We start from the raw sequence: 12,432 nt of genomic DNA, 5'->3' as shown, positions 1-12,432 counted from the left end.
GCCCACGTTCACATGCGCCTTGTTGCGATCGAATTTCGCCTTCGACATCCTTCCCTCCTAAACCGTGCTTTTGCGTTGTCCCTTAGTCTCTGGAGCCCATAACCGGACTTGAACCGGTGACCTCTTCCTTACCAAGGAAGTGCTCTACCGACTGAGCTATATGGGCATGCTATACCTGCTTCGTCCCACATCCCGCTCTCCAGCGCTCCGCCAACCGTTGCGGCCGCTGCTCAAGCGGGCCCCTCGAGCGGGCGATGGGGATCGAACCCACATCTTCAGCTTGGAAGGCTGAGGTTCTGCCATTGAACTACACCCGCATGCCTCGGCAAGAACACTCGTCCGAGTCTTAAAAAATACGCGCCTCTCCGACGGTGGAGGGGGTAGGATTCGAACCTACGAAGGACAAAGCCAGCAGATTTACAGTCTGCCCCCGTTGGCCGCTTGGGTACCCCTCCAGAAGGGCGAACATGGCATTTTTCCTGGCTCCGGGGGAATTGTCAACCGCAAAAGCGGAGGCCCGCCCAGCCCGAATATCGCGCGCGGACGACGAAAAAAGAGAGAAATCACTGACAATACAAGCATTTAGGAAGAAAAACGCCGAATTCGGAAATGCGCCCCAAACGCAGGCCGATTCACGCCCGCCTGGCAGAGGCGGCGATTTTGTCTCATATGCGCGGTCCCGCGCACGACCTGTACGCAGCCCTTCATTAGCCTACACGGGCCTACACGCAGGCGGTTCGGGGGCCGCCCCAGTCCGCGCAGGAACACGCCCCGCGCAGGAATACGCCGCCACCGGCCGGTTCATCGGAATGGGAAGGCGCAGGGCAACGGCGGACCCCCGGGCATGGGGAAACGCCGGCCAGAGGGAACGCCGCGGGTCAAAATTTCCAGTTGATATCGAAGCGGAAGCGGTTTCCGTCCTGCGGGCTGTTTTGCGCCTCGACGGTGTATAACCGGGCCAGCAATTGCCAATTTTTCATCGGCGACCAGCCGACCCGGAATTCATGCCCCTTGAAATCGCTGGCATCCGTTTGCGAACTCGAACCCCAGCGCATCCAATCGTCCTGCGCGTAGGATGCGTGAACCGCAAGGGCTTCGATATCCGCATAATAGTATCCCAACTGCCATTGCCCCTCGTTGCCCAGGTTCTTCACCCGCAGCGAAAGCACAAAGCCATCGGTGTCGTCCTTGCCCACTCCGGATGCCGCGGAAAAATCCCGCGCGATTTCCCCGGCGGAATAACCTTCGCTGTTGCTATATACGTCCGCGCCAAAAATAGCCGGAACGCCTAGAAACTTCCGTACGACCTGCAGGGAACCATTCCAGATCGTGTAGTCTCGCGCGCCGTTCCCCATGCGAAGATTACGCGCGCCGGGCTCGCCGTCTATAAGCAAAACGCCAGCGGCCATATGCCATTGCAGCTCCTCGAGGCCCCCGGAATAGGCGAACTGGACCGGCACCCCGTTGCCGTGAAAATGATCTATGCCGTCCGGCAACAACAGGTAACCCGCCGCAACCGCCAACTTTCCCGCTCTCAAATCGAACTCGGCGCCCCCTGCCACGCCGGCCGGGGTAACGTCATCGTCCCACAACAGTTCGTTTTGCTTCCAAAATGGCAGGCTGTTGCGCCCCCCCCAAAGCCAGGCCCTGGCCTCCGCCACCTTGCCTTTTGCCTTCACATACCACTTGTCAATTACGACTTCCTGCGTGCCGGTAGGGTTGCCGCTGAAATCGGCCACCGTGACATGAGGCGATTGCTGGCTGGCGCGAGAACCCGTGCGAAATCGCGTCAAAAATTCGAACTGATCGTTGGGGTCGATCCGAACAGCGATCCGGGCACGAATTCTGGCGCGCCCCCGGTCATCCCGCTTGGCGCCGTTCGCGCGCCGCGAATCCCAATCCCATTCCGCGCGGAACCGCAAATCTCCGGATACCCGGAGTTGGGGGTCCGGTTCTTCCGCCCACGTATGCTGCGCCGGAGAAAAGGTTGCGGTTAATGTCGCAACAGCGAGCATCGGGGCAGTCATGAATCGCATAAGGCGTGAAGAACCTCAACAAAGGCCGCAAAACGAAATTTACTTACTTATCGCAGGCGAAAGATGCCTGCAACGTAGCTTGCACGCCCTCGGCAGCGGATAACTCGTCGATCTCCGAAAAATGGCGGTGGGCCCACTTCATGAAGGCCCAGCGAATTTCATCCGGCCGGTTCCCCGCCTCGGGCAAACAAATACCGTCGCTGTCGGCAGAGAAAATGAGCAGGGCATCGGTAAAGCCCTTGATGTATTGTTCGCACTCGGATTCGGCCACGGCCCCCCACCGGGAATCGTTATCGCCCTCAGTGCACGGCGCAAGGAGCTGCCTCACGGTGTAATCGGAAACCTCTCCCGTGTCCTCCTGCGCCCATATCCGGGCAGAACTCCCGAGCAGGCATAACAACAGACCCGCGAAACCGAAAACGGCCTTCGCTCCGCGATTTCTATTCATTGTCCTTGTCTTCGCCCTTGTCTTCATCCGCGCGCTCCAGAGGAGCGGACTTTGCGTACTCGTGCAATGCGCGGTTCATCACCTGCCGGTGCTCCTCGTTATCCACCCAACCTTCGGAGTTAACCTTGGGCCAGATTTCTTCGTTGGTCATCTCCTGGTGACAGCCCATGCAAAGACCGGTGCGCTCTATCTTTTCCCGCATCTTGGCCGGCAACGGCCCGGTCAGAGGCCAGTGCGAACCGACGCTGACCAACTGCTTCCCATCCCGGGTAACAATTTGGGAAACATCATGATCCAGGCCGGGCACGGGAGACGACTGCTGCTGGTACTGCCGCGGGATCACTTTCCCGTCCGCCGTCACCAGATCTACGACAAAGCCTTTGTCGTACCCCTTCAGGAAGCGGCCATCCTCGATCCCGTAGCCCAGGGTTTTCGGATTATTGTGACAGCTTTCGCAAGTGCGGGCCTTGCGCCCCGCCGTATGCGGCTGGACCGCGGCATAATCCATCCCCTTGCCCTTGGGCGTTTCCCAGGATTTATTCCAAACTACCGTCTTCCCTTGCGCATCGATCACGGTGGTAACCACCTGGCATCCCGGCATCATGGGGCTAACGCGGCCCTCGCCGTTGATTCCCAGCACAGGAGTCTCCCACCGCAGGTAGGAACGAGTCTCGGATACCTTTCCGGGCCCCGGAAGCCCATTGGTGCCCAAATCGTTGTCCACGGTCAAACCGTTGGGCCGCCGCGAGTTGGCATTCCTGATCCAGTCTATATCGGTTTTCCCCTTGGAATAATCCACAGTGATGTGGCAGCCATAGCATTGCGGCGCCCAGTCCGCATGACAGGCGTAACACTCCAGGCTATCCATATGCTTGGAAACCCGCGACATCGCCACCTTGCCATTAATGGAATTCCACGAGTCATGCTCCTTGATGGATTTAAGCACGGGAACCTCGAAATCCAGCCCGGAGGCCGAGTGCAAGACGACCTTTTCGCCCCGCTTGACCACATTGCCGAAAGGATTGCCGCGCGCGGTCAAAAGGTAGCCATCTTCCGGATCGTAGATTGTCGCCATAGCCATATGAGGCGTCAACTTGTCGGCCAACCCGCGCGCCTTGGCCGACACGGGCTGCTGAAACTCCTCGCCATAACCGATCGGCAATTCCCAGGGGGCTCGATCGGGAGTGCCATGACAGTCGGAACATTCGATCTCAACCTGGGCCAGGGTAGTCCCAAACAAATTCCCGTCGCCGTGCATGTCGATCGTGGTATGGCAATCCTGGCACAGCAAACCGCCCTTCGGGTTGCCTTCCCGGCTTTCTATCTGATGATGCAGATCATCTTTAATGAACAGATATTGCTTGGTATGCAACGGCGGCTGCTTGCCCCCCTGTTCGTTGTAGGGACTGCCGTAAGGAAACTCCATAATCCCCTGGTAGCTCACTCCGATCCGTTTGCCGCGATTATGGCAGGTATTGCAAGTTTCCGAAGGGATGCCGGAGTAGGTAGTATCGCCGACCGTGACCTTGGTCTTGCGGGTCGCCTGCATCCGATGCACCAGCAACTTGCCGGGCTGTTTCTTGCTGATGGTCGGATCGCCCCCTTCGTAGAAACCCTCGTTGCTATAGGGAACATGACAGGCCGAACATCCCGTGCCGCGGTAGTCGCCCCGTTTCTCGCGTCCCGTTACGCCCACATGACAACGCTGGCATTGCTGGCGCGAGTACGTAAACCCGGCCTGATTCGGGTGCTGGGCAAGCGTCTTCAGATCGACATCCGGCACTTGCTTCATTTCGCTCGGCATTTGATCGGGGTGCGATTTTACGTATGCCGTCATGTATTCCTTGTAGGCATCCGTGCCCACCTTGGGAACAGGGCCGTCCTCGTCCTTGATGGCGTAGTTGCCCCAGATCACTTTGTGATCGTCCAGCATGCCCCAAGACCATAAATTACCCTGCAATTTTCCGGCTTCGGTGTTCATCAGGGATTTAGTCAAGCGTTCGGCATAACCGACATGACACTGCCCGCAGGTGCGGTCCGCAATCCATACGCTGCCCGGATCCGGATAGAACATCTGTGGCCCTATGCCCTCTTTCAGCGCCACAGGCGCCCCGGAGTGCGCCTCTTCCTTGGTCGCGGCAACAGGATTCCCGCCATGGCAAACCACGCATCCCTGGGGGTCCTGGTTGGCCCTGCCGATGGCCATGATGGCGGCCATCATGGGGCCCTGCAAATCCGAGAACGGCTCAATGCCCTGGTGGCAGCTGACACATCCCCCTTGCGACGGCGCGGTTTCCGGCGCCGCCAGAGCCGCATCGGCAAAGAGCGGCAACGGCAACAGCAAAAGACAGGGCAAAAGGCAGGAATGACCCCGGCGTTTATGGGAACCCAACAGCAAGGCCCGCGGGTTCCGGCGCCGCCGAACGGGAACCGACAACCGCAACGGAACCGGCAACCGCAACCCGGCCCACCGGGTTGCAAGCGAAAGGCAGGCCACCACCCACGCGCGCGACGCCCGCGGAATTCTCCCGAATGCGAATGCGCCGCCCCGCGCAAAGCGCCCCAACCAAGAACGATTTCGCAACGCAATACAGCTGTCGCCTGTCATTGCGCGCCCTCCACTACTTACCGATAGAACCTCTGGAGATACGCTACCGACGCTTCGCATATCGTGCCCCACGATATGCTGTTCGGCATCTCTATCGTATGCCCAGGGCTTTATCGTTTATCATTGTAGTTCATGAAATGCTATATGGACCGTTTCCCGGTTGTCAAGCCTCTGCCCGAATGGGGCGCCGTTGCGGAAAATCCATGCGGCGACCCGGGCGCGGCGAACCGGCTCGCGGCAGAACAATGACGCGCGGCGAGGAACCCCGGGAACGGGCGCCTTTGCAGGCCCGGGCGCCCGCAAACATGGCGCCCTTGGCAGGCGCATCCGCCGCCTCGCTGGGCCGCGCCTGTCTCGAAGTGCTGACTAGAGAATTCCTGCTGACATCCCGCCGCCGCGCGGAAGCGGCCGTCCCCCTGATATTCTTCGTTGCGGTGGGCGCCCTGTTTCCGCTGGCCCTGGGACCGGAGAGCGCCCTATTGCGGCAGGCGGCGCCGGGCATCGTCTGGGTGGCTGCCCTGCTCGCGGTCTGCCTGTCGCTGGATGGACTGTTTCGTCCCGATTTCGAGGACGGCACGCTGGACCAGTGGTTGCTCTCGCCCCATCCGCTGAGCGTATTGTTGGCGACCCGGGTCGTATCGCACTGGATACTGAGCGGGCTCCCGCTGCTCCTGGCCGCGGCCCTGCTGGGGATACTGCTGCGCCTGCCGGCCGCGGCTCTGGCGCCCCTGTTGCTTACCTTGATCATAGGCACGCCGACGCTCTGCCTGGTCGGCGCGGTGGCCATGGCCCTGGTCGTCGGCCTGCGGCAGGGCAGCGCCCTTCCCGCCCTGCTACTCCTGCCTTTGTACGTGCCGGTGTTGATCGTCTCCACCGTAGCCGTGCAAAATGCCGCGGCTGGCCGCGCGCCGACTGCCGAATTCTATTTCCTGGGGGGCATGCTGCTCCTCGCCCTGGCACTGGCGCCCCCGGCTGCCGCCCTTTCCCTGCGGGTACGGATCGGCTGATGTTCCAACGGTTTTACAAATACGCGTCGCTACGGGATTTTTATTTTCTCTCCCGACGATTAAGCGCATGGCTCGGACTTGCCTGCGCGCTGCTGTTGGCGGCCGGCGCGTATGGGGGCCTGGTGCTCGCGCCGCCGGATTATTTGCAGGGAGACGTCTTCCGCATTATCTACGTGCATGTCCCCAGCGCCTGGATGTCGCTATTCGTTTACATGGTCATGGCCACTGCCGGGGCAGTGTTGCTGATATGGAAACTGAAGCTGGCGGAGGTGGTGGCGAGCAACAGCGCGCCGCTGGGCGCGGCTTTCACTTTCCTGGCGCTGGTCACCGGATCGATCTGGGGCAAACCGACCTGGGGCGCCTGGTGGGTATGGGACGCGCGCCTGAGTTCGGAGTTGATCCTTCTGTTCCTCTACCTGGGCTACATGGCGTTGCAGTCGGCAATCGAAGACCGCAGGGCAGCGGCCCGCGCCGGGGCGGTGCTAAGCTTGGTGGGGATCGTAAATATCCCGATCATTCACTATTCGGTGGTATGGTGGAATACTCTGCACCAGGGAGCCTCGGTAAGCCGTCTCGCCGCGCCCGCCATCCATGCCAGCATGCTGACGCCGCTGCTGTGCATGGCGGCGGGCTTCATGTGCTACTATGCGTATGCCCTGCTGATCCGGGCGCGTTGCGACATCCTGACCCGGGAACGCAATCATGCCTGGGTGCGCAAGGCGGCGCTGGGGGAAACCGGGCCACAGGGATGACAACTGTGCGTGATTTTCTTGCCATGGGAGGCTACGCCTCCTACGTATGGGCATCTTACGGAGTGACAGCGGCGGTGCTGCTGTTAAATGCGCTGGTGCCCGCCTGGCGCGAGAGGCGGGCATTGCGCCTCCTGCGAAACCGGAAAAATCCATGAACTTGCGCACCCGGCGGAAGTGGATGGTGTGCGGGATCCTCGCCGCAACTGCCGCGGGTACGGCGCTTATCCTCATGGCCTTTCAGGAAAATTTGCTGTATTTCTACACGCCCCAGGAGGTGGCGGCCGGAGAGGCGCCCTCCGGGAGAGACTTCCGCGTCGGCGGCCTGGTGGTAAAGGACAGCGTGCGGCGCGACCAGGACAGCCTTGTCGTACGCTTTACGGTAACGGACCTGAAGCGGGAAATCGTGGTGCTCTACGAAGGCGTACTGCCCGACCTGTTCCGTGAGGAACAGGGAATCATTGCCAACGGGCGCCTGCGCGAAGACGGCGTGTTCCAGGCATCCCAAGTGTTGGCCAAGCACGACGAAAATTATATGCCGCCAGAGGTGGCCGAAGCGCTGGGCATATCCACTGCCAAACCTCCATGATCGTCGAGCTGGGGCTGTTCTGCCTGGCGCTGGCGCTGGGCGCGTCGCTGATCCAGGCAATCCTGCCGCTCATGGGCGCGGCGTACGGCGTCGCGCCGTGGATGGCCGTGGCCCGGCCGATGGCAACGATCCAGTTTGTCTGCCTGGCGCTGGCCTTCGGCGCCTTGACGCAGGCATTCGTCAACCACGACTTCTCCGTGCTCTACGTGGCGCAGAATTCGAATTCCGCCCTGCCGCTGGGCTACCGCGTCTCGGCGGTTTGGGGAGCGCACGAGGGCTCCCTGTTGCTCTGGTCGCTGGTGCTGGGCCTGTGGACGCTGGCGGTAGCGATGTTCAGCCGAAGCCTGCCGGACGCCTTCGCCGCGCGCCTGCTCGGCATATTGGGCATTATCAGCGTCGGATTCCTGTTGTTCATGCTCCTGACCTCCAATCCGTTCGAAAGGCATTTCCCTGCCCCGCCGGACGGAGCGGACCTCAACCCGCTGTTACAGGATCCGGGCCTGATCTTCCACCCGCCCATGCTCTACATGGGCTATGTAGGGTTTGCCGTGGCCTTTGCCTTTGCCGCCACCGCGCTGCTGGAGGGACGTCTGGACCTCGGCTGGGCGCGCTGGGCGCGCCCCTGGGCAATAGCCGCCTGGGTGTTCCTGACGCTGGGGATCGCCCTGGGCAGTTGGTGGGCCTACTACGAACTCGGCTGGGGAGGCTGGTGGTTCTGGGACCCGGTGGAAAACGCATCCTTTATGCCTTGGCTGGTCGGCACAGCCCTGATCCATTCGCTGGCCGCCACCGACAAGCGAGGGGTTTACCGGAACTGGTCGGCGCTGCTGGCGATCTGCGCCTTCGCCCTGAGCCTGCTGGGGACCTTTCTGGTGCGGTCCGGGGTGCTAACCTCGGTGCATGCCTTTGCCACCGATCCGGAGCGGGGGGTGTTTATCCTGGGATTACTCGCCGTTTTTGTGGGCGGCGCGTTGGCGCTGTTCGCCTGGCGGGCGCCGAATTCGCCGGCCGGGCCAAAGTTCCGGCCCATGTCCCGCGAGACCTTCCTGCTGGTCAACGCGGTCACTCTGACGGTCAGCACGGCGACAATCCTGCTTGGCACCCTCTACCCGCTGGCGGCGGAAGTGCTGGGCATGGGCAAGCTGTCCGTAGGTCCTCCGTATTTCAACGCCGTATTCGTGCCGCTGATGGCGCCGGTGATCGTGCTGGTCGGCATGGGCCCGCTGGTGCGCTGGCGCGCGGATGCGGCCTCCGCCTTGTGGCCCCGCCTGCGCGCCGCGCTGTGGGGAAGCGTGCTGGTAGGCGTCGCCTGCGCGGCGCTGCTGACGGAGGACCGGGTCCTGCCGACAGCCTGCGGAGCGGGCATGGCGGCCTGGATCGCGCTTGGCACGCTGCAAACGTTGCGGCTGCGGCTTGCCGCCGGTCGCCAGAACCTGTCCAGCGGCTTCTACGGAATGTGCCTGGCCCATATGGGGCTGGCGGTCACCATGTGCGGCATCCTGGTAAGCAGCCTGCATAGCGACGAGGCGCATAAGCGCATGGCGGTCGGGGACAGCGCGATGCTGGCCGGTTACGAATTCCGACTGGCTGCGCTACGGAGCGTCCCCGGCCCCAATTACCGCGCCACGGAAGCGGAGTTTCACGTTGCCCGCCAAGGGCGGACGTTGGTCGTGCTGCATTCGCAAAAGCGCAATTATTCGGTGCGCGACGCGGTGATGACCGAAGCGGGGATAGACGGCGGGCTGTTGCGCGATCTCTACGTCTCGCTGGGGGAACCGCTCGGGAACGGGGCCTGGAGCGTTCGCCTGCACTACAAGCCGCTGGTGCGTTGGATCTGGCTTGGGGCGCTGGTGATGGGCCTGGGGGGAACGCTGGCGCTCTCCGATCCCCGGTACCGGACAGCCTGGCGACGGCGCAACCTGCCGCAGGGCTTGCCCCTGGCCACCGGAACGCAAGCTTGAAGCGGCTTCGTTCGCTACGCGAATCCGCTCGCATTGCCGGCGGCCTGCCGAACAATGCGGCTTAGCGCCGCCCGCTTCGCGGGACGCGCGGGACGGCTCCTGCTGTTGGCGCTCGCATTCTCCTCCGCGTCTCCTGCCGCGGATCTGCCCCGCACCTTCGAGGATCCCGAGCGGGAACAGCGCTACCAGACCCTGCTCAAGGAACTGCGCTGCCTGGTGTGCCAGAACCAATCGCTGTCCGATTCCGGCGCGGACCTCGCCCAGGACATGCGCGACGAGGTATATCGCCTGTTGCAGGAGGGCTATACCGACCGGCAGGTTGCCGATTACTTGGTGCAGCGCTACGGGGACTTTGTCCTGTACCGCCCCCCCTTGAAAATCTCCACCTATTTCCTCTGGTTCGCCCCGTTTCTCCTGTTACTGGGCGGCTTAGCGACAGTCTTGCGCTTCGCCGCGCACCGCGGCGCGGCACAGTCCGCACCCGAATTGGCGCCCGAGGAACGCAACCGGCTGGAAACCTTGCTGAGCGACGACTCCGGCGGGCAAAGCCCCGATTAGAAATGTTCTGGTTCTATGCCGGCATATTGCTGATGGCGGTGTTGGCGGCGGCGCTCTACGGCCTGTTGAGCCCCCGCCGGGGCGGGGAGGAACGAAGCCGCGAGCGGGCCCTGCGCGCGATTTACCAGGACCGCATCTCCGCGCTGGACCGCGACCTGCGGCTGGGAACGCTGGCCGAGGAGCAATTCTCCGCGATGCGCCTGGAGATTGAGCGGGAATTCCTGCGCGATCTCAAGGCCGCTGCCGCCGCGGGCCCGGAGCGGCAAAAACGGCCGCCGCGCCTCCTGTGGTCGGCCTACTGTCTCGCGGGTCTGTTGCCGGCATTGGTGTTTGGCCTGTATTTCAAGCTGGGAAACCCGGATTTCTCCGTTCCGGACGCCGCCGCCCCGAAAAGCGAGCTGCCTTCGGTGGAAGAAATGGTGGCGGCCTTGGCGGCGCGCCTTGCGCAACAGCCGGGGGACTTGGCCGACTGGATGCTGCTGGCCCGTTCCTACATGACCCTGGAACGCTATTCCGAGGCCGTGGCGGCAATGCAACAAGCATACTCCCTGACGGGGGGAGACCGCCCCGAAGTCCTGTTGCAGTACGCAAACGCGCTCAGCATGGCGAATAACGGCCAGTTGACCGGGCGCCCCGCGGAACTGGTAGAACGGGCGCTGGCGCTGGAGCCGGGCAATGCGGACGGGCTATGGCTGGCAGGGCTGGTTGCGCTCGAATCGGGGGATTTCCCCCTGGCGTTGGATCGGTGGCGACAACTCACGGAGCTTTTACGGAACGAACCCGAGGCGCTTGCCAGACTGGAACGCATGATCGCGCATGTGGAACAACGCTCGGGCGGGGAACCCCCGGCCGCGGATTCTCCTGCCGAGGCCCCTGCCGAGGCCATTGCGCCGCCCGCGGCGCCCCAGGCAACCAGGGCCGCCTCTCCAGATGCCGCCGCCAAAGCTCATGCCGGAGCGCTTCAGGTACGAATCTCCATTGCTCCTTCCCTGCTTGCCGCTACCGACCCCGGCGACACCGTATTCGTATTCGCGCGGGCGCCGGAGGGGCCGCCCATGCCGGTAGCGGCAACGCGGCGGCGAGTGGACGACCTGCCCCTGGAAGTAACCCTGGACGACAGCGCCTCGGTGATGCCGACCGCTCGCCTTTCCAGTTTCCGCCGCGTACAGGTAAGCGCGCGGGTCTCGAAGTCGGGAAACGCCAGGCCGCAAAGCGGGGATTTGCAGGCCGGGCCCGCGGATGCCGTCCCCGGTTCGGGGGCGACGCTGGACTTGGTGATTGACCAGACGATCCCTTGAAAACAAAAGAGATACGGACTTTTTCCGTCAAGCCAAAGCGAAAACCGTCAAACCAAAGTAGAAACTTGACATAAGCCGGATTCTACCTTAGATTACTGGCAAAAGCCGGCGGGGCGCGGCTTTTTTCAGTCTTTCGAGAAAGATTTTTGGCAGTCCGTCGGCGGCCTGCGAAAACGGCATAAACAAAGGGAAGGCGCAGCCCGTACGGAAAACGGGGAAAACCAACCCTATGTAGGGTCCGAAATATGATAAAACAACGCACACTCAGAAACGTAATCCGGGCCACCGGAGTAGGTCTCCATAACGGCACGAAGGTCTTGTTAACCTTGTGCCCCGCTCCTCCCGATTGCGGGATCGTATTCCGGCGAACGGATATGGAGCCGGTGAGAGAGATCCCGGCCCGCTGCGAAAATATCGGCGATACCCGCCTGTCCACGACGCTGGCGCGAGATGGGGGGCGCGTATCCACGGTAGAGCACTTGATGGCTGCATTTGCCGGACTCGGAATTGACAACGCCTACGTGGACCTGAGCGCGGACGAGGTCCCCATCATGGACGGCAGCGCCGGGCCCTTCGTGTTCCTGATTCAGTCGGCAGGCGTCCGGGAGCAAGCCGCACCCAAAAAATTCATGAGGATCAAAAAGAAAATCGTCGAGAGAGACGGGGACAAATCGGTACAGTTTGAGCCGTTCAACGGCTTCAAGGTGGGGTTCTCGATCGAGTTCGATCATCCTACTTTCAACGAAAGCAACTCCTTTGCCGAATTCGATTTCTCTGCGACCTCGTTCGTGCAGGAGGTCAGCCGCGCCCGGACCTTCGGCTTCCTGCGCGAAGTCGAAAAACTTCGGGAAGAAAACCTGGCGAAGGGGGGCAGTCTGGACAACGCAGTGGTAGTGGATGAGTACCGCGTCCTCAACGAGGACGGCCTGCGCTCGGCGAACGAATGCGTCAAACACAAAATCCTGGATGCGATAGGAGACCTGTATCTCCTGGGGTACAGCCTCATCGGTTCTTTTCGAGGGCACAAGTCGGGACACACGTTGAACAACGAGCTGCTCAAATTATTGCTCGCCGACCGGGATGCCTGGGAATTGGTTACCTTCGAAGACGAAAGGGACGTACCTCTTCGCTTTCTACAACAACCGATCATCGCCACCTAAGCGGCGCAAGGACCGAAA

The 12,432-nt window shown here is 62.0% G+C and carries 11 protein-coding genes and 3 tRNA genes; 8 read left to right on the top strand and 6 right to left on the bottom strand.

Annotated elements, in window-relative coordinates; genetic code table 11:
- Positions 1-90 precede the first annotated feature (90 nt).
- From OXU43_01260 to OXU43_01235, 6 genes are all read right to left on the bottom strand, one after another.
- Positions 91-166 (bottom strand) — tRNA-Thr (locus tag OXU43_01260).
- Positions 167-246: 80 nt separating this feature from the next.
- Positions 247-317 (bottom strand) — tRNA-Gly (locus tag OXU43_01255).
- Positions 318-372: 55 nt separating this feature from the next.
- Positions 373-455: transfer RNA gene (locus OXU43_01250), tRNA-Tyr, on the bottom strand.
- A 423-nt stretch (positions 456-878) separates the two neighbouring features.
- Entirely contained in the window at positions 879-2,015 is a 1,137-nt protein-coding gene (locus OXU43_01245; GenBank protein ID MDD9823799.1) for a putative porin, read from the bottom strand.
- Between the two features lie 64 nt (positions 2,016-2,079).
- Entirely contained in the window at positions 2,080-2,484 is a 405-nt protein-coding gene (locus tag OXU43_01240; GenBank protein ID MDD9823798.1) for a Rap1a/Tai family immunity protein, read from the bottom strand.
- Entirely contained in the window at positions 2,477-4,840 is a 2,364-nt protein-coding gene (locus OXU43_01235) for a cytochrome C (protein ID MDD9823797.1), read from the bottom strand. The genes OXU43_01240 and OXU43_01235 overlap by 8 nt, the downstream gene beginning before the upstream one ends.
- 557 nt (positions 4,841-5,397) lie before the next feature.
- On the opposite strand from OXU43_01235, the gene ccmB reads away from it, so the two are divergent.
- The 8 genes from ccmB (at position 5,398) to lpxC (ending at position 12,414) form a co-directional block, all read left to right on the top strand.
- Positions 5,398-6,099, top strand: a complete 702-nt coding sequence (gene ccmB / locus OXU43_01230) for a heme exporter protein CcmB (protein ID MDD9823796.1) — start codon at positions 5,398-5,400, stop codon at positions 6,097-6,099.
- Positions 6,099-6,851: a heme ABC transporter permease gene (locus OXU43_01225; GenBank protein MDD9823795.1), complete on the top strand. Its 753-nt coding sequence runs from the start codon at positions 6,099-6,101 to the stop codon at positions 6,849-6,851. The genes ccmB and OXU43_01225 overlap by 1 nt, the downstream gene beginning before the upstream one ends.
- Positions 6,848-7,006 (top strand): heme exporter protein CcmD, encoded by a 159-nt coding sequence (ccmD, locus tag OXU43_01220; protein ID MDD9823794.1) that lies wholly within the window; start codon positions 6,848-6,850, stop codon positions 7,004-7,006. Before OXU43_01225 ends, ccmD begins: the two co-directional genes overlap by 4 nt.
- A complete protein-coding gene (gene ccmE / locus OXU43_01215; protein ID MDD9823793.1) occupies positions 7,003-7,437 on the top strand; it encodes a cytochrome c maturation protein CcmE in 435 nt (144 codons plus the stop codon). Before ccmD ends, ccmE begins: the two co-directional genes overlap by 4 nt.
- On the top strand, positions 7,434-9,398 hold the full coding sequence (locus OXU43_01210; GenBank protein ID MDD9823792.1) for a heme lyase CcmF/NrfE family subunit: 1,965 nt from the start codon (positions 7,434-7,436) through the stop codon (positions 9,396-9,398). Before ccmE ends, OXU43_01210 begins: the two co-directional genes overlap by 4 nt.
- Before the next feature lie 54 nt (positions 9,399-9,452).
- The gene (locus OXU43_01205) at positions 9,453-9,956 is read left to right on the top strand and encodes a cytochrome c-type biogenesis protein CcmH (protein MDD9823791.1); all 504 of its coding nucleotides are present in this window, start codon (positions 9,453-9,455) and stop codon (positions 9,954-9,956) included.
- A 2-nt stretch (positions 9,957-9,958) separates the two neighbouring features.
- Entirely contained in the window at positions 9,959-11,254 is a 1,296-nt protein-coding gene (gene ccmI / locus OXU43_01200) for a c-type cytochrome biogenesis protein CcmI (protein ID MDD9823790.1), read from the top strand.
- A 245-nt stretch (positions 11,255-11,499) separates the two neighbouring features.
- Positions 11,500-12,414, top strand: coding sequence for a UDP-3-O-acyl-N-acetylglucosamine deacetylase (lpxC, locus tag OXU43_01195; GenBank protein ID MDD9823789.1), 915 nt, complete (start codon positions 11,500-11,502; stop codon positions 12,412-12,414).
- Positions 12,415-12,432 lie beyond the last annotated feature (18 nt).

The sequence above is a fragment of the Gammaproteobacteria bacterium genome (assembly GCA_028817255.1).
In the GTDB taxonomy this organism is placed as follows: Bacteria; Pseudomonadota; Gammaproteobacteria; order Porifericomitales; family Porifericomitaceae; genus Porifericomes; species Porifericomes azotivorans.
Note: the sequence above shows the minus strand (reverse complement) of the source record. Positions and strands in the feature narration are given on the sequence as shown.

What these genes read in the sequence shown, in the direction of transcription:
- OXU43_01245 (MDD9823799.1), bottom strand. Translation starts at nt 2,015, where the DNA reads ATGCTCGCTGTTGCGACATTAACCGCAACCTTTTCTCCGGCGCAGCAT.
- OXU43_01240 (MDD9823798.1), bottom strand. Translation starts at nt 2,484, where the DNA reads ATGAATAGAAATCGCGGAGCGAAGGCCGTTTTCGGTTTCGCGGGTCTG.
- ccmB (MDD9823796.1), top strand. Translation starts at nt 5,398, where the DNA reads ATGGCGCCCTTGGCAGGCGCATCCGCCGCCTCGCTGGGCCGCGCCTGT.
- OXU43_01225 (MDD9823795.1), top strand. Translation starts at nt 6,099, where the DNA reads ATGTTCCAACGGTTTTACAAATACGCGTCGCTACGGGATTTTTATTTT.
- ccmD (MDD9823794.1), top strand. Translation starts at nt 6,848, where the DNA reads ATGACAACTGTGCGTGATTTTCTTGCCATGGGAGGCTACGCCTCCTAC.
- ccmE (MDD9823793.1), top strand. Translation starts at nt 7,003, where the DNA reads ATGAACTTGCGCACCCGGCGGAAGTGGATGGTGTGCGGGATCCTCGCC.
- OXU43_01210 (MDD9823792.1), top strand. Translation starts at nt 7,434, where the DNA reads ATGATCGTCGAGCTGGGGCTGTTCTGCCTGGCGCTGGCGCTGGGCGCG.
- OXU43_01205 (MDD9823791.1), top strand. Translation starts at nt 9,453, where the DNA reads ATGCGGCTTAGCGCCGCCCGCTTCGCGGGACGCGCGGGACGGCTCCTG.
- ccmI (MDD9823790.1), top strand. Translation starts at nt 9,959, where the DNA reads ATGTTCTGGTTCTATGCCGGCATATTGCTGATGGCGGTGTTGGCGGCG.
- lpxC (MDD9823789.1), top strand. Translation starts at nt 11,500, where the DNA reads ATGATAAAACAACGCACACTCAGAAACGTAATCCGGGCCACCGGAGTA.